The 16,249-nt window shown below is 61.9% G+C and carries 17 protein-coding genes; 6 read left to right on the top strand and 11 right to left on the bottom strand.

The genetic code is table 11. The features are described from left to right. Position 1 precedes the first annotated feature (1 nt). Positions 2-649, top strand: a complete 648-nt coding sequence (locus LB513_RS08580) for a LuxR C-terminal-related transcriptional regulator (protein WP_224663045.1) — start codon at positions 2-4, stop codon at positions 647-649. A gap of 14 nt (positions 650-663) precedes the next feature. Here the strand turns inward: LB513_RS08580 and LB513_RS08575 are convergent, their stop codons facing one another. The 3 genes from LB513_RS08575 to LB513_RS08565 form a co-directional block, all read right to left on the bottom strand. Continuing rightward, a complete protein-coding gene (locus tag LB513_RS08575; protein WP_224663044.1) occupies positions 664-1,119 on the bottom strand; it encodes a hypothetical protein in 456 nt (151 codons plus the stop codon). Between the two features lie 218 nt (positions 1,120-1,337). Then, entirely contained in the window at positions 1,338-1,679 is a 342-nt protein-coding gene (locus LB513_RS08570) for a hypothetical protein (RefSeq protein WP_224663043.1), read from the bottom strand. 430 nt (positions 1,680-2,109) lie between these two features. Then, positions 2,110-2,391, bottom strand: a complete 282-nt coding sequence (locus LB513_RS08565; protein ID WP_224663042.1) for a hypothetical protein — start codon at positions 2,389-2,391, stop codon at positions 2,110-2,112. 345 nt (positions 2,392-2,736) lie between these two features. Here LB513_RS08565 and LB513_RS08560 point away from each other — a divergent pair, with 345 nt between their 5' ends. The 3 genes from LB513_RS08560 (at position 2,737) to LB513_RS08550 (ending at position 4,969) form a co-directional block, all read left to right on the top strand. Further along, positions 2,737-3,039, top strand: a complete 303-nt coding sequence (locus tag LB513_RS08560) for a DUF1236 domain-containing protein (protein WP_224663041.1) — start codon at positions 2,737-2,739, stop codon at positions 3,037-3,039. A 246-nt stretch (positions 3,040-3,285) separates the two neighbouring features. After that, positions 3,286-4,272: a sulfate ABC transporter substrate-binding protein gene (locus tag LB513_RS08555; protein ID WP_224663040.1), complete on the top strand. Its 987-nt coding sequence runs from the start codon at positions 3,286-3,288 to the stop codon at positions 4,270-4,272. Positions 4,273-4,519: 247 nt separating this feature from the next. Continuing rightward, positions 4,520-4,969, top strand: a complete 450-nt coding sequence (locus LB513_RS08550; protein WP_224663039.1) for an RrF2 family transcriptional regulator — start codon at positions 4,520-4,522, stop codon at positions 4,967-4,969. Positions 4,970-4,979: 10 nt separating this feature from the next. Here the strand turns inward: LB513_RS08550 and LB513_RS08545 are convergent, their stop codons facing one another. Further along, entirely contained in the window at positions 4,980-6,548 is a 1,569-nt protein-coding gene (locus tag LB513_RS08545) for an acyl--CoA ligase (protein ID WP_411962690.1), read from the bottom strand. Here LB513_RS08545 and LB513_RS08540 point away from each other — a divergent pair. Continuing rightward, positions 6,531-7,784 carry a hypothetical protein gene (locus tag LB513_RS08540; RefSeq protein WP_318011182.1) on the top strand — a complete coding sequence of 418 codons (1,254 nt, stop codon included), beginning with the start codon at positions 6,531-6,533 and terminating at the stop codon, positions 7,782-7,784. The genes LB513_RS08545 and LB513_RS08540 overlap by 18 nt on opposite strands. Here the strand turns inward: LB513_RS08540 and LB513_RS08535 are convergent. The 7 genes from LB513_RS08535 to LB513_RS08505 form a co-directional block, all read right to left on the bottom strand. Continuing rightward, positions 7,779-8,330, bottom strand: coding sequence for a gluconokinase (locus LB513_RS08535; protein ID WP_224663038.1), 552 nt, complete (start codon positions 8,328-8,330; stop codon positions 7,779-7,781). The genes LB513_RS08540 and LB513_RS08535 overlap by 6 nt on opposite strands. Positions 8,331-8,332: 2 nt before the next feature. After that, the gene (locus LB513_RS08530) at positions 8,333-9,319 is read right to left on the bottom strand and encodes an ABC transporter permease (RefSeq protein ID WP_224663037.1); all 987 of its coding nucleotides are present in this window, start codon (positions 9,317-9,319) and stop codon (positions 8,333-8,335) included. Further along, a complete protein-coding gene (locus LB513_RS08525) occupies positions 9,316-10,296 on the bottom strand; it encodes an ABC transporter permease (RefSeq protein WP_224663036.1) in 981 nt (326 codons plus the stop codon). Before LB513_RS08525 ends, LB513_RS08530 begins: the two co-directional genes overlap by 4 nt. Further along, positions 10,293-11,840, bottom strand: coding sequence for a sugar ABC transporter ATP-binding protein (locus LB513_RS08520; protein ID WP_224663035.1), 1,548 nt, complete (start codon positions 11,838-11,840; stop codon positions 10,293-10,295). Before LB513_RS08520 ends, LB513_RS08525 begins: the two co-directional genes overlap by 4 nt. Before the next feature lie 78 nt (positions 11,841-11,918). Further along, a complete protein-coding gene (locus LB513_RS08515; protein WP_224663034.1) occupies positions 11,919-13,046 on the bottom strand; it encodes a sugar ABC transporter substrate-binding protein in 1,128 nt (375 codons plus the stop codon). A 293-nt stretch (positions 13,047-13,339) separates the two neighbouring features. Beyond that, positions 13,340-14,368 carry a LacI family DNA-binding transcriptional regulator gene (locus LB513_RS08510; protein ID WP_224663033.1) on the bottom strand — a complete coding sequence of 343 codons (1,029 nt, stop codon included), beginning with the start codon at positions 14,366-14,368 and terminating at the stop codon, positions 13,340-13,342. 142 nt (positions 14,369-14,510) lie between these two features. Continuing rightward, positions 14,511-15,740 carry an MFS transporter gene (locus tag LB513_RS08505; protein ID WP_224663032.1) on the bottom strand — a complete coding sequence of 410 codons (1,230 nt, stop codon included), beginning with the start codon at positions 15,738-15,740 and terminating at the stop codon, positions 14,511-14,513. A gap of 167 nt (positions 15,741-15,907) precedes the next feature. On the opposite strand from LB513_RS08505, the gene LB513_RS08500 reads away from it, so the two are divergent. Next, a complete protein-coding gene (locus LB513_RS08500) occupies positions 15,908-16,195 on the top strand; it encodes a DUF3175 domain-containing protein (protein ID WP_224663031.1) in 288 nt (95 codons plus the stop codon). Positions 16,196-16,249 lie beyond the last annotated feature (54 nt).

The raw sequence follows: 16,249 nt of genomic DNA, 5'->3' as shown, positions 1-16,249 counted from the left end.
AATGAGCGGTCCGGTCCGTATTGCCATCTTCGATGACCATCCGCTTTTTCGTGAAGGAGTCTCCCGGAGCATCGCCGAGGTCGGCGGTTTCCTCATTGTAGGCCAAGGCGCCACTGCAGCCGAAGCAGAGGCGCACGCGGCCAGCGGTGAGCAAGACATCGTCCTTCTCGACATCAGCATGCCCGGCGGCGGGCTTGAAGCCGCCGCGAGGATTCTGGCAAAGGCCCCGTCCCAGAAAATCGTCGTCTTGACCGCATCGGAAGTCGATGCGGACGTGGCGCGGGCGCTGGCAATCGGCGTGCGCGGCTATGTGGTCAAAGGTGTCGGGGCCAACACCCTCGCCGAAATCCTGCGGGGCGTCGCAGCCGGGGAGCGCTACGTATCGCCTACACTGTCCGCGAGACTGCTCACGGACCTGATGCATCAAAACAAGGGAAAAACCGACCTTGTCAGCCAATTGTCGGAGCGCGAGGCCGAAGTGCTCAACATCGTGGCCGAGGGGCTGAGCAACAAGGAGGTCGCGATCAAGCTTGGTCTGCAGGAGAAGACCGTCAAACATCACATGACGCAAGTCATGACCAAGCTCAAGGCTCGCAACCGCACAGAGGCGGCCATCCTTCTGCATCAGTCGAAAAAGCGCGACCTGTAGCTGTCCGGCGATGCCTATCTGCTTTTAAGGCGCAGGATGTCAGAGGGCCGGGCGCGCCTGTTTATGATTGTTCTGCCCATTTTATCCATCATCATGAAGCGACCGGCTTCGACCTTCTCCGTAATCCCATCCTCATGCACAACTTGGATGGTGCCGCTTTGAACGTCGGCCTTTTGAGCTTCTGCAGCCTTGGCAGCATTTCCCTTATTACCGGAGTTGCTGTTGCCGTTCCCGGAGTTCCCGCCGTTGCCGTTCCCGGAGTTCCCGCCGTTGCCGTTCCCGGAGTTCCCGCCGTTGCCATTCCCGGAGTTCCCTCCATTGCCGGAATTGCCACCGTTTCCGTTGCCACCCCCCTTGGCATGAGCGTCCGCGAGTACGAAACACGGCACGCCGGCATCCGAGAGCTTGATCGCGTAAGGAGAAAGCACAAGCGCCGCTGTAACGACGAGACGCTCCGCTATGACGATCACTCGTCGCGATTGAGGTCGGGGCATTCAACACCTCCGTTCAGCGGCCGGACGCCAGTTTGAGGGAGTAGCATTCCCTTGATCACCGTCCTCTCGGCCTGGCGAGCCATTTGCGTGACAAGTGCTCGAGCCGAGAAGGTAACTTCGTCTATGTCTCTTTGCCCCTGAAATCTGGTTTAAGTGTGTGACTGACGCCTGATGCTGACATGCAGCCCTTGGATTCAAGCAACCTCGACCTGCAAGGTCTCAGGCGAGTGGACACCGACGTCAACCGAAAGCGGTGCTGTCTGTTCCTTTTGGGGCCGAGGGCCATAGTGACTGGACAAGACCCTGCCGTCTGGCTGGCGGATCTCGACGGATACCACATTGCCGATCAGCATGTTGATCTGCAGCATGGCTATCACGTGAGCATTAGCTGAGTTCTCGTCCGGAAATAAGGTCCGGGCAAGTTCGCCTTCTTCGCCGTACCAGACAACCGTGCAGGGCAAACCTGCCCCCTTGCGAGTCTTTCGAACATTCGATGGTCCTGTGCTCTTGGCCTCAGCGGGGGGCACTGAATTCATTTGATCGCTCCTTGCCTGGCTAGGCGACTTGGCTTGCCCTTTAGGTCGGCGGGAGTGCAGGGCTGCCTGAGATCCAGACAGCCCTACTACCGGCGCATGAAGGGACATGATGCGCTGGTTAGGACTTCACGCGAACGCCACCGGTAGCAACATGAATGTCATGCACACTGCCAAGATGGGAAACAGCAGCCACCGGGCTTCATAAACACTCCGTTCCACGGCACATCTCCAATATTAATCTTCAGATATTCGTTTTAAGACAGACCGGCTGATATGTCCGATCTTGGCGATGCAGCGCTTATCCTCTCGAATTCGCTGGCTGCCCGAACCATCATGATGAGCATCGTGAGGACCAGGATCCACACCGCCACCCGTGCGCCGCTCTTCAACCGCGATTTATGAGAGAAGGGCATGACGCGAGACGAGTACATCAGCCGCGGCGCCAATCGCAAACGCGCACCTTCTTGACCACCCAATGATGGTGGCGGCGAGTCTTGATGATCTTGACGGAGCAGTGCCGGTTACGGTGCCACCTCTGATCTTCGTGACGATGGCGGTGCCAGCTGCGATCTTCGTGATGGCGCCAATGACGTCGATACTGGCCATCATTGTTATCGTCGGTGCTGATTACGACACTTGCGGCTTTTGCCGGAACGAGAACGGATGAGACGGCAGATAGTCCGATCATCACCGCTAGGATAATTTTCTTCATTTCAGATTCCTCCTGCTGGATAGTGTTGGCGGGCTCGGTTGAGCGACGCCTATGCAATCCTGGTGAAACCCAGTTGTTCCGGACTTTACGGAGCTTCGGACGTATGCCTTTCCAAGGTCGGACTTAGGTCTGATGCGGGAACGCGATAGTCTTATACGTGGAACGGAGACACTACCGGTCCGTTGTCCCAAGACTGGTTCTTTAGCATGAAGTGAAGGTCACAAGTAGTCTATCGTAGGGATTTTGTGGACTAGATCGCAATTCCGTAAAACATTCTTTTGCACGGATCTATAAAAATAGAATGTCGAGAAGATCTAAACAGCCGATATCATCAAGGAGACGAAAATGAAAAGACTTATTCGGAACGCAGCTATCTCCCTGTTTGTCATTGCAGGGACAGGCTCGGCATTCGCACAAGACGTGGTGGTCGTGCAGCCCGAACAGCAGACCATCGTGCGGGAATATGTGAAGAAGCAGCCTTTGGCCTCGGTCAATCTGCTGGGTGTGGAGCTGAAGCTTGGCTCTTCAGTGCCCGACACGGTCGAATTGCGCGAGGTGCCGAATGTGAAGTATCGTGTCGCTGTCATCAATGATCAGACCGTCCTTGTCGACCCGGACACGCATCAGATCGTCGAAATTCTCAACTAACTCTATATGACATTTCTTAACGCGGGTGGGGCCGTTCCGGCGCCACCCGCGCCAATGCGCTTGCTGCGGTAATGCAAGATTTTGCAGGCAGAAAAAGCGTCAGTTGGAATAAAATACTCCGGTTAGCCATTTTAAGCGACGCATTTTCTTACATTGAGATCCGTCCCTTGCTCTCTGTGCCTCGTGCGGACTCCAGTGACACGGCTATGTTCAGGTCGTGACCGCATTGCATCCGGAGCCCTTTTCATGAAGCGATTTTCCCTCGGCGTCGCCGCTCTCGTCGGCCTGTTCCTCGCGTCCTCCCAAGCTTGGTCGGCGGACAAATTGCTGAACGCCTCCTATGATGTCGGCCGCGAACTGTTCGTCCAAATCAACAAGGCCTTCATTGCGGCGCACCCAGGCGTGAGCATCGACCAGTCGCATGCCGGCACTTCGGCTCAGGCCCGCGCCATCGCCGAAGGGCTCGCCGCCGATGTCGTCACCTTCAACCAGGTCCCCGACGTCGATTTCCTGGTCGGAAAAGGGCTGATCTCTGCCGACTGGCAGAAGGATTTTCCGGACAATTCCTCGCCCTTCTATTCGCTGCCTTCGTTTCTTGTCCGCGCCGGCAACCCCAAGCATATCAGGGATTGGAACGATCTGGTCCGCGACGACGTCCAGGTGATCTTCCCCAACCCGAAAACATCAGGCAATGCGCGCTACACCTATCTGGCGGCCACCGCCTACGCCAAGGAAGCCTTCAAGGGCGACGACGGCAAGGTGCAGCAGTTCATCACCAAGCTGTTCGCCAACGTGCCGATCTTCGATACCGGCGGCCGGGCCGCGACCACCACTTTCGTGCAGCGCGAAATCGGCGACGTGCTGATCACCTTCGAGTCGGAGACGCGCGGCATCCGCAAGGAATATGGCGACGACAAGTTCGAGCAGGTCACACCATCGGTTAGTCTGCTTGCCGAGTTCCCGGTCGCGATCGTCGACAAGGTCGCCGATGACCATGGCTCGCGCGATCTCGCCAAGTCTTATCTCGACTTCCTTTACACGCCGGAAGGTCAGGAAATAGCCGCTCGCAATGGCCTGCGGACACGCGATGCGGCCGTGTCCGCCAAATACAAGGCCGATTTTCCCGAGATCCGCCTGCTGACGGTTGAAGATGTGTTCGGCGGCTGGGACGAGGCCCAGCAAGAGCACTTTGCAGCCGGCGGCCTGCTCGACCAGGCCTACGGCAGCCGCTGACATTGCGATCGAGTTGAATGAAAAGCCGGCGCGTCGCCGGCTTTTCCCGTTTGATGCGCTGGAAATCCGGTTTGCCGGGGGAATATCGGCGGCGTTCAGACAAAACGTTAGAAAGAATCAACGCGTTCGTGTCCAACATCTCCCTCCAATGGTTGTCTTGCCTCGCATCAGCTGGGGCAAGTGTCATCATTTGCACACAAACAGTCGCCAGATGCGGGTGGCTGGGGCTTTATGGGTTGATCAGGGCATGTTGACGAAAAAGGGCAAATACGGCCTCAAGGCACTCGTGCATCTGTCTGGCCTGCCGACGGGCCAATTGGCCTTCGTCAACGACATCGCCATCGCCAACAACATCCCGAAGAAATTTCTCGATGCGATCCTTGGCGAGTTGCGCAATGCCGGTTTCGTGCAAAGCCGCAAGGGCAAGGAAGGCGGCTATCGCCTCGCCCGCCCTGCATCGGACATCAGGATCGGCCATGTCGTGCGCGTGCTGGACGGGCCGCTGGCCCCGATTCCCTGCGCCAGCCGCACGCAGTACCAGCGTTGCGAGGACTGCGACGAGGCGACCTGCCAGGTCAGGCACATGATGCTGGAGGTGCGCCAGGCGATCGCCGAGGTGCTGGACAATCGCAGCCTCGCCGCCATGCGCGACGCCGACAATGATGATTTTCCTGTCGAACTGACCTCGCGGATATAACTCCGGTTTCTCAAACCAAGCCGAGCTTGTCGGCAAGGCCGACGCGCTGGACCTTGCCGGTTGGACCCTTGGGGATCTCCTGCAGAAACAGGATGTGGCGCGGCACCTTGAACTCAACGATACGGCAGCGTGCAAAATCGCGGATCTCATCGGCGTCGGCTGAAGCGCCATCCGTCAGCACGATGGCCGCGCCCACCTCCTCGCCAAGCATGGCGTGCGGCACGGCGAAAGTCACCGCCTGCGCCACCAGCGGATGATCGAGCAGCACATTGTCGACCTCGAGTGGTGAGATTTTCTCGCCGCCCCGATTGATGATTTCCTTCAGCCGGCCGGTTATCTTCAGGTCGCCGTCCTCGTCAATCAGCCCCTCATCGCCTGTACGAAACCAGCCGTCCGTGAAGGCCGTGGCGTTGGCTTCAGGATTGTTGAGGTAACCGTCGTGGATGTTGGCGCCGCGCACCGCAATCTCGCCTTTTTCGCCGACGGACAGGATAGTGCCCTTGTCGTCCAGGATCGTCACCTCGGGGCCGGCAGGCAGTCCGACCGAGCCCGGCTTGCGACGCGCCGGTGGCAGGCCATTCGAGGTGATCTGGTGCGCCGCCTCGGTCATGCCATAGGCCTCGACCACCGGGCAGCCGAACACGCGTTCGAGATCGTGGAAGACGCTAACGGGAAGCGCCGCCGAGGACGAGCGGACGAAACGCAGCCTCGACTTCGCGATGACGTCGCCGTTGCGCGCCGCGCGCGCCAGGATCGCCTGATGCATGGTCGGCACCGCGCTGTACCAGCTCGGCCGGAACTCGGCCAGCCAACCGTAGAATTTGAGCACGTTGAAGCCCGGCGTGCAGATGACAGCGCCGCCGACTGCTAGCTGTGCGCTGACCGCTGCCGTGAGCCCGTGAATATGGAACAGCGGCATCACGTTGAGACTGATATCGTCTGCCGACATCGCAAGCGTTCGGGCGGTGTTGGTCATCGACGCGTGCAAATGGCGCTGCCGCAAGCCGACGATCTTTGGCAGTGCGGTAGTTCCCGACGTGTGCAGGACCAGCGCGAAGTCGTCTGGTCCGTTTAGCTGCATCTCGTTCAAGTGGGCCGAGCCGGCGATCGCCAGCTCGGCATCGCCCGACAGAACAAATTCACCGGCCCTGGCGCCTTCGGTCAGGACAACATCGAGCACCGGAATGCGCAGCGCCTTTGCGGCATTGCGCGCGGCATCGCCCATGCCCTGTCCGCACAGCAGGAGCTTCACATCGAGATCGCTGAGATAAAAGCGAAATTCGTCTTCGCTATAGGCCGGATTGAGCGGGGCCGCCGTCGCCAGCGCCGACACCGCAAGAAAACAGCTTGCCGTCTCAGGGCCGTTTGGGAGCACGATGCCGACAGCAGTGTTGGGGCCAAAGCCACGCCCGGCGAGATCGCCGCACAATTGCCCAACAAGATTGGCGAGGCCGGCAAAGCTTAGCGGCGGCCGGTCCGGGGCCATCAGCGCCACCGCCGCCGGCTGCCAACATGCCAGTTGCGGAAGTGCGTGGGATAGCGCCTGTTTCAAGCTTGAGCCTTGAATGCCGATCACCATGGTTTCCGCCCGCGCCGATTGCGCGCCCGTGAAAGACGCAGTAAAGCGATTTTTGGACACCCGCAAGAACAGGTGGATACCGAGCGGATGAGGCTGCCGTGGTTGGGGAAATCCCGCAGAGCCGGCCGGACACCGTCCTCCGCCGACACTTTCCACACCGAGACCATCGCCGACGTGCTGGTCCCCGGAAGAGCCGAGCACGTCCGCTTCTTCGGCCGCAGACTTGTCAGTGCGGGCAGGTTGCGAACTTTCAACAACAAGGATTTGCGCGAGTTGCTGCTGGCTGCCTTCTATCTCGGCGTCGCTGCGGTGCTGCCCGCAAGCCGGTGGGCTGCTGTCTGCAGCCGCGTATCGGGGTTGCGCCTGAAGCGTCACATGCGCAAAGAGTTTCCGCGCTACGGTGTCGCTACACGCGCGGTGCTCGGCAGCGACATCGATGCAGAAAAGCAATTCAGGGCCTTTCGGGCCGCCGCCCACCGCTGGCGCCTCCTGGTTGCCGCGCATCTCGTTGGCAACAAATGGTCTCCCGTTATTCGGCTGGAAGGTCTTGAAGGCCTGCAGGCGGCGCTGGATCGCGGCCACGGCGCCATCATCTGGTGTGATCAGTTCACCTCTCAGACGGTCATAGGCAAGCGCGCACTGTATGAAGCCGGGATTGAGACGCACCAGCTTAGTGTCAGCGCCCACGGCATCTCCGGCTCTAAATTCGGCCGGCGCTTCCTGAACCCGATGCTGATCCAAGTCGAGAATCGTTTCCTGAAAAGCCGGATCGTGTTCGACCGCGCCGACGCCTACCACGTCACCAGCAGGATCCAGAAGATCCTCGGCAACAACGGCGTCGTGCTGATCACCAACGCCGTACATGCCGGCTCGACCTTCACAGAAGCCGGCATTGGCGAAAACGGCTGGACCCATCTTGCGTCGTCGCCGACGAATTTTGCTGCAAGAGGCAAGGCCGCGCTGTTTTCCATGTCGACCTTCGAGACAGATCCGTTCCGCCAATACCTGGCCGTTGTGAGCCCCGAACTCGTGCCGGCCTGGACGCCGACGGGCGAGCGCGCGCCGAGGGCCGGCGGCACGAAGAACATGACGTTGCAGGCCGAATACGTATTGCTGAAACGCGACCACCTGTTGGAGGCGCTGAAACTCTATCCGGAGCAAATGATGGTCTGGTTCGGCCAGCATCGGTTCACCGAACGGCCCGGAAACGTCTTGCCCGGCGATGGCGATTTATGACCGTGCAGTCAGCATTGTCATCGCCGCGGTGACGATATTGGCAACGGGAAGTGTCGCATCGACCGCGAGTGCCCGTTCATCCGCTCCTGGCCGTTCGAGGATGGCGAACTGGCTGTCGACCAGGCTCGCCGGCATGAAGTGGCCCTTGCGGTTGGCGACACGCAGCTTGGCCGAGACGGGATCGATCTCCAGGTAGAGAAAGACGATTTCCCCGCAGAACCCGGTCAGGCGCTCTCGATAGGAGCGTTTCAGAGCCGAGCAGGCGGCAACCACTCCCTCGCCCTGCGCCGCCGACAGTGCGATGCGCTCCCCGATCGCATCCAGCCAGCCAGCGCGCAGCTCGTCGGTGAGCGGCAGGCCGCTTGCCATGCGCGCCACGTTTTCGGGCGGATGCAATTTGTCACCCTCGATGAACAAGGCGTCCAGGGCTGCCGCAAGCGCGGTGCCGACAGCCGACTTGCCGCAACCGGCCACACCCATCACCACGATGGCCGGGGCCACGCGGCCCGCAGCGCCGGTCGGCGCCTTTGCCGGCTTTTCGTCCACGGTCAGCGGCTTGCCGGCGCGCGGCCGTAGAGCAGCAGCATGGCGACGATGACGACGCCATAGATGATCTGGCGTCCCGCCTCCGGCATCTGCATGACCGACAGGATGGATTGCAGCAGCGTGATCAGGATAACGCCGGCGACCGTGCCGAGATAGGAGCCGCGTCCGCCCAGGATCGAAGTGCCGCCAAGCACCACCGCGGCGATCGAGGGCAGAAGATAGGCATCGCCCATCGACTGGGCGGCCTTCGAGGCATAGCCCGCCAGAAGCACGCCTCCGAAAGCAGACAGCCCGCCCGACACGGCGAAGGCGATCATCACCACACGCCTTGTATCGATGCCGGACAGGTAGGCCGCGCGCTCGCGGTTGCCGATCCCATAGACGGTGCGGCCGAAGCTGGTGCGGGTCAGCGCGAACACCATGGCCGCGCCGATCAGCGCCCAGATGATGACCGCGTTCGGCACGCCCGGAATGGTGAAGCCCGTGGCCAGGTAGCGCATGGCGACAGTGGCTGAATCCTGCGGCGAGAAGCCGCCGGTATAGACAACCATGAGTCCCTGCGCGACGGCATTTGTGGCCAGCGTGATGATCATCGACGGGATGCGCAGATAGGCGACGCCGATGCCATTGACGATGCCGATCGCGACGCCGCACAAGATGCCGAAGGGAATGGCCAGAGCCACGCCGGTTGGACCATAGGCCGCCGCCGCGCAGGCCATCATTGCGCCCGCGGCCACCGACCACGGCACCGACAGATCGATCTGGCCGAGCAGGATGACCAGCATCATGCCGGTTGCGATGACCCCGAGGAAGGAAGCCACCTTAAGCTGCTGCAGGAGGTACTCGGGCGACAGGAAGCTGCGCGAATACAGGCTGCCCAGGAACAGGAGCAGCACGATACAGGCAAAGGCCGTCAGCACCGCCGGATCGGCGCGGCGGATGAATTTCGGCATGCGGCCGGCAATGCCGCCAAATGTCGTTTCGCTCAAAGGAACCACTCCAGCCGGTTGCGGACCCTAAACAGGGCGAAGGCGCCGAGACTGACGGCGATCAGCAGGATGACGCCCTGGAACAGCGGCTGCCAGAGCGGATCGAAATCGAACACGAACAGCAGATCGCCGATCGTGCGGAAGGCGAGCGCGCCGAAGATGGCGCCGATGGCGCTGCCCTTGCCGCCGAACAGCGACACGCCGCCGAGAACCACGGCAGCGATCGAAAACAGCGTGTAGGAATTACCGCTCGCATAGGCCGCCTCGCCCGTATAGGTGAAGAAGGTCAGGAACAGGCCTCCAATCGCCGCCAGCAGCCCGGCCAGCGTGTAGGCCATGAACTTGCCCCGGCGGATCGGCACGCCCGACATGTAGGCGGCCGTCTCCGACGATCCCGCGGCATAGGCGGCGCGCCCAAGCACGGAGCGGCTGAAGGGCACCCAGACGACCAGCACCACGGCCAGCAATACCACCAGGCTTGCCGGCACCAGTTCGAACACGCGCCCGGTCAGCGCGTCGGCCAGATCCTCATTGACCGATCCGCCCGGAAAAGGCCGCAGCAAAAGGCCGATGCCGTAATAGACGGCACCCGTGGCGATGGTGGCGACGATCGGCTGCAGCCGGCCGTAGATGACGATCGCGCCGTTGATCGCACCGCAGACGAGGCCAACGGCCAGCACCGCGACGACGCCGAACGCTGTCTCCATGGGCGTGCCGACCACCAGCCAGGAGGCCAGGCAGTTGGTCAACAGGAAGATCATGCCGACGGACAGGTCGATGCCGGCAGTGATCACCACCAGAGTCTGCGCCATGGCGACGAAGGCCAGGAGCACGCCCTTGTTGGCCGCCGTCTGCACCACATTGGCGTTGAAGCCGGCCGGGTGGTTGGACGTGTAGATGATGAACATGACGATGAAGATGCCGAGCGCCAGCAGGGTACCGCGCTGTTCGGCCAGCCAGTAACGCCAATCTTTCACGCACTTGCTCCCAGGCCCACCGGGCTCTCCTCGCCATGGATGTTGAGCGCGCTGGATATCAGCGCCCGCTCCGTGATCTCGGCCCCAACCAGTTCGCGCTTGACCGCGCCGTCATAGAGCACCAGCACCCGGCCGCAGCAGCCGATCAGCTCGTCATAGTCGGTCGAGTAGAACAGGATCGCCGCGCCCGCATCGGCGAGCTTGCGCATCAACTGGTAGAGCTCCTGCTTGGTGCCGACGTCGATGCCGCGTGTGGGATCGTTGAGCAGGATGATGCGGGGCTGGCGCATCAGCCATTTGGCGATCACCACTTTCTGCTGGTTGCCGCCCGACAGGGCGCCGACCGGGATGTCGAGGCCCGCGGTCTTGATCGCCAGCAGGCCGACCATGTCGTCGATCAGCCGTTGCTCGGCGGCGCGGTCGATGATGCCGGCCTTCGAAAGCCGATCGAGCGCCGCGAAGGACAGGTTCTCGCGCACCGTCATCGGCAACATCAGGCCTTCGGTCTTGCGATCCTCGGGGATGAGCGCCATGCCGATATTGTTCTCGCGCGCCGCGGCCGGGCTGGCGATGGCGACGGGCTTGCCGTCGATAAGCACCTGGCCGGTGAGGCCGCGCAGCACGCCGAAAAAGGCAAGCAGCAGTTCCCGCTGGCCCTGGCCGTCCAGACCGCCCAGGCCGACCACCTCGCCTGCCCTGACAGTCAGCGAGATATTGTGCAGCCGATCCGTCCAGCTGAGGCCGCGGGCTTCCAGGATAGGCACTGCCGTGGCCGCAACGGCGGCAGGCTTCGGCGGGAAAATATGGCTGTACTCGCGGCCGATCATCAGTTCGACCACTTCATTGTCGCTCTTCGTGCCGGCCTTGTAGCTGGCGACGTTGCGGCCATTGCGGAACACGGTGCAATGGTCGGCGAGTTCGGCGATTTCGTTCATGCGGTGCGAGATGTAGAGCAGCGCCAGCCCTTCGGACCGCAGCCGCTTCAGCACCGCGAATATTTTCGAGACATCCGCGGCCGTCAGCGCCGAGGTCGCCTCGTCGAGGATGAGGATGCGTGGCTTGCGGGCCAGCGCCTTGGCGATTTCGACCATCTGCCTGCGCGACAGCGGCAGGTCCTTGACCAGCGACAGCGGATGGATGTCGGCGGCTCCGGCGCGCGCCAGCGCATCTTCCGCGATGCGGCGCTGCGCCTTGCGGTCGATCATGCCGAAACGCTTCGGCGGATCGGAAATGACGATATTGTCGGCGACGCTAAGTTCGGGGATCAGTGACAGTTCCTGGAAGATGCAGACAATTCCGGCCTTGTTGGCCGCGCCGGGCGAAGCGAAGGTCACTTCGCGCCCGTCCAGCATCATGCGCCCCTCGTCGGGCGCCACCACGCCCGACATGACCTTGATCAGCGTCGATTTGCCGGCGCCGTTTTCACCAAGAATGGCATGGATGCTGCCGGCTTGTATGACAAGCTCGGCCTTCTCGAGTGCCCGCACGCCGCCATAGCGCTTGGATATGCCCTCCATGCTGAAGAGCGGAGCCGCACCGTCCATCAACCCTCCCAAGGTGGCTCGTGACATTGGAGGCTGGCGCCGCGGCCTGCCGCGGCGCCAGCAACTACCAAGCCAGACTTACTGGTTTTCCTTGGTCTGCCCCATGATTTCCTGGGCACTGAAGTTGATGCCGCAGGTGGGGAAGGAATTGCCGACGAAGAAATTGTCGGATTCCTTCGGGAAGTAGTCGGTGCCTTCCTTGAAGTTCGGATCGGAAGCGACCGCCAGCGGCAACTTCACCTCCTGCGGCACCACTTCGCCCTCGAGCGCGGCGATAGCGGTCTTGATGGCGACAGCGACCTGGGCCGGACCGGAGCCCGCCGACGTGCACTTCAGCCCGTCCGCCGAATGCGCAGCGCAGTACTTGCGGAAGCCGTTCTCGGTTTCGCCGCCGAACGGCACGAAGGGATGCTTGGCATCGATCATCGCCTGGACGATGCCGGTGTCGCCGCCCTGGCCGGTGATGCCGTCGAAAGGACCGTTGGTGGCGATCGCGTCGGCGGCCACTTTCTGCGCCACGCCGTCATCCCATTTGCCGGCGACTTCCGTGACATCCCACTTCTTGCCGGAAGCGTCGAAGACCTCATGGATGCCGTTATGGCGGTCGGTGTCGACCGAGGTGCCGGCGACGCCGCGCACTTCGAGGATCTTGCCGCCATTCGGCACCTTTTCGACCAGCCACTTGGCCCACAATTCGCCAAGGCCCTTCTGGTCGACATTGACGTTGATGGCGTCCTTGGTGTCGAGGATGTTGTCGAAGGCGACCAGCACGATGCCGGCCTGCTTGGCGCGCTTGATCACCGGACCGAAAGCGGTCGGGTTCTGCGCGTCGGTGACGATGGCGTCATAGCCGGAATCGATGAAATTGTTGATCGCCGAGATCTGCGCCGGCACATCCTCGCCGGTCGAGACGACCTTGAATTCCTTGATCTTGGCCTTCACTTCGGGCTGGGCCGCATAGGCCTTGGCCGTCTGCACCATTTGGATGCGCCAAGTATTGGCGATGTAGCCATTGGCAAAGGCGATCCGGAACGGGCCTTCCTTCTTGGGATATTTGAAGAACTTCGTATCCGCGCTCCAGGGCGCGAAGCAGTCCGCCTGCGCGGCTGGACCGGAAACGACCTCCGGACCGGCAGCCATGGCGGCCGAATTGAGCATGACGAATGCACTGGCGGCAACGATGCCGCCGACGAGTGACTTGATCATCGATATTCCTCCCGATTGTAGTCTGTTCGTGGTTTCGTTCTGCGAGTCTCACGCGCGGCCGGCCCTTGCCGTTTCCTCGCATGCAGTATGTCGCTTCTGGTTGCCGAAACTGGCCCTCCCCCTGTCGCAACCAGCGCCGCAAATTATCATATTATCCATAAGAAACAAGAACGGGTTGTCGCTTATGTATAATAAACAGGGCCCACCTCGCTGACCGCAGCCCTGTTGGATGAAGATGGTAGCGCTACCAACGGACGCTGTAAACCTGATTTCGCGAGCCACCGGCCTTGTTTTTAGCGAGCCGTGCTCTCGCGGCGCTTGAGTTCGAAACCAAGGTCGGCGACCCGCTCCTGCGGCCTGTTGCCGGCGATCGCCGCGAGCGCCATGGCGACCGCCCGTCTGCCGATTTCATATCGGGGGGTTCGGATGCTGGTGATCGACGGGAACGCCACCTCCATCATGTCGAGATCGTTGAAACCCACGATGCCGATCGTCGTCGGGACTGAGATCGAAGCGCGATGGCATTCGAAAAGCACGCCCAGCGCGATGTCGTCATTGTTGCAAAAAACGCCATCCAGCGTCGGCATCTTGGCCAGGGCATCGCGGAACAACTCGCGTCCCAGCGTGACACTGGATGGCACCGGGGTCGTGGTGACGAGGCGCGGGTCGAACAGGCAGGCCTTTTGCATCGCCGCGCGGTACCCGGCAAGGCGGCGCTGCGAGCGAGGGTCCATACGCGCGCCGATGAAACCGATCCGGCGGTAGCCCGCCTCGATCAGGTGTTCTGTCGCCCTCCGGCCGCCATCAAGATGCGAGAAGCCGACCATCATGTCCACCGGGTCCGGCCCTATCTCCATTACTTGTACAACCGGACAGCCGGCATTCTGCAGCAGGTTCCGCGATGCCGGCGTCTGGTCGATGCCGGCCACGATCAACGCCGCAGGCCGCTGCGAGCCGAACAGCTGCAGCAGCCGCTCCTCCTCAAGGCCGGAATAATGCGTGTTGCCCAGCTGAATGCGGAACGGGCCGTCCGACAGGCTGTCATAGATGCCGCGCACCACTTCCGCAAAGACGTTGTTGGTTAGCGACGGCACCAGCACGCCGAACACTTCGGCGCGCGCGGAAGCCAGCGCCCGCGCGTTCGGATCCGGCACGTAGCCGAGCTCCTCGACCGCCGCCTCGATCTGACGGCGCAACTCTTCCGAGACGCGACCGGGCTCGCGCAGGGCGCGAGACACGGTGATGGCGCCAACGCCGGCCAGGCGCGCGACATCCGCTATCGTCGGGCGGCCGCCACCCCGGCGCGAGCGCGCCTTCAGCAAGGCCGTGGCCCCAGCGCACGTCTCGTCCGCGCAATCATCCCAGCTATCGCCATCCCACCGGCCTTCGTCCCCCGACTTTGGTCGCGCGGCGACTGCCCCCTGTCACCCAAGGAATTGTCCGCCCGTTATGGTCTGAAGCGTCTCAGGCCATCACGGCCGCGTCACGCCTCGTTTTCCATATCAACAGGCCGATCGCCAGCACGTTCAGCATATTCCAGGCGATGCCGTTGAGGAATGCCGCCGCGTAGGAGCCGGTCAGATCGTAGATCCAGCCCGACATCCAGCCGCCGATCGCCATGCCGAAGATCGTGGCCATCATGACGATACCGATACGCTGGCCCGCTTCCTTGGCCGGCAGGTATTCACGAATGATGATCGCATAACAAGGCACGATGCCGCCTTGCGAAAGCCCGAACACCAGGGACACGACATAGAGCGAGGCAAGCCCGTCGAAAGGAATGTAGAACAGCAGCGAAAGGCATTGCAGCACAGAGCCGATGAGCAAGGTCTTCACCCCGCCGATGCGGTCGGCGATGAAGCCCGACGCAAGCCGGCTGACGACGCCAGCCGCCATCATGATCGAAAGCATGTCGGCGCCTTGCGCCACGCCATAACCGAGATCCATGCAATAGGCGACGATATGGACCTGCGGCATCGACATCGCCACGCAGCAACCGAGGCCCGCGACAACCAGCAGCGCCTGGAGAGCTGCCGGCGACAACGAGATCGCCTGCACCGGCCTGGTCCCCGGCGATCCTGCCGCGGCAGCCGGCGGAGCGCCGCGGCGCAGCATCAGCACCAGAGGCACCATCGTCACCAGGCAGAAAACGCCGATCGCGGCATAAGTGAAGCGCCAGCCTTCCGTTTTCATCATCGTCGGGATGATCGTCGGCCAGATTGCGCCGGCAAGATAATTGCCGGCCGCCGCCGCTGTCACGGCGACACCTCGCCTGCGGTTGAACCAGTGCGAGATGTCGGCGATCAACGGCCCGAAGATCACGGATGTGCCGACGCCGATCAGTATTCCCTGAGCCAGGCTGAATTGCAGGAGCGACGTGGACACCGCCGCGAGCAGAAGGCCGGCCGCGAGCCCGACCGAGGACAGCAGCGCCGGGAGCCAGTATCCCATGCGATCGATGGCACGGCCGATCAACACATTGCCGGCTGCAAAGCCGACCATGGTCGCGGTGTAGGGCATGGATGCAGCGGCACGATCGACGCCGAACTCGGCCTGCACTGCCGGCAGCACGACCACGACGGCCCACATGCCGACGGCGCCGATTGTCGCCAGCAGCATCGAGATGGCCAATCGCAGCCAGGCGTAAGGGCTGTCTATGCCGGGGCTCGGCCGGCTGGAAAGGGTTGGGGTCAAAGGCGTTTCCTGTCGGCAATCTGGAAGATCGGTTGCCGTTTGGTTCACTATCGGCGCATTCGCGGCGTAAAGCAGCGCCACAACCGGCAAATCCGTGGCTCCAGAGCGGGAACCGGCGCCTATGGCCGGAGTTTCGAAGCGAACCACCTTGAAAAACGGAGTTCGTCATGACAGCGAAGAAGAAATGGTCGGCCGATGTGACCGAACACAGCGACGCAATGGACCTCGAGGATCATGTCTTCGAATCCGACGATCCAAAGAAGATCGCCGCCTCTCTCAAGCGCTCCGCCGAACATAGCGACCGCCGCAAGGCCGAGCCGTTCCAGTCCGCCATGTCGATGCTGAATTTCTACATCAACCGCGCCGGCAAGAACCTGCCGGCGGCGCGCAAAAAAATCCTGGAAGACGCCAAGGACGAACTGCGAGCCGCCTTCGGTCGCGACAGGGAAGACTAAGGCGGCCTGCGCAAAATCGCCAAGCGGTCCCGCCAAATTCGCCGGAATTGGACC

This window comes from Mesorhizobium sp. ES1-1 (assembly GCF_020164785.1).
Classification (GTDB): domain Bacteria; phylum Pseudomonadota; class Alphaproteobacteria; order Rhizobiales; family Rhizobiaceae; genus Mesorhizobium.
Note: the sequence above shows the minus strand (reverse complement) of the source record. Positions and strands in the feature narration are given on the sequence as shown.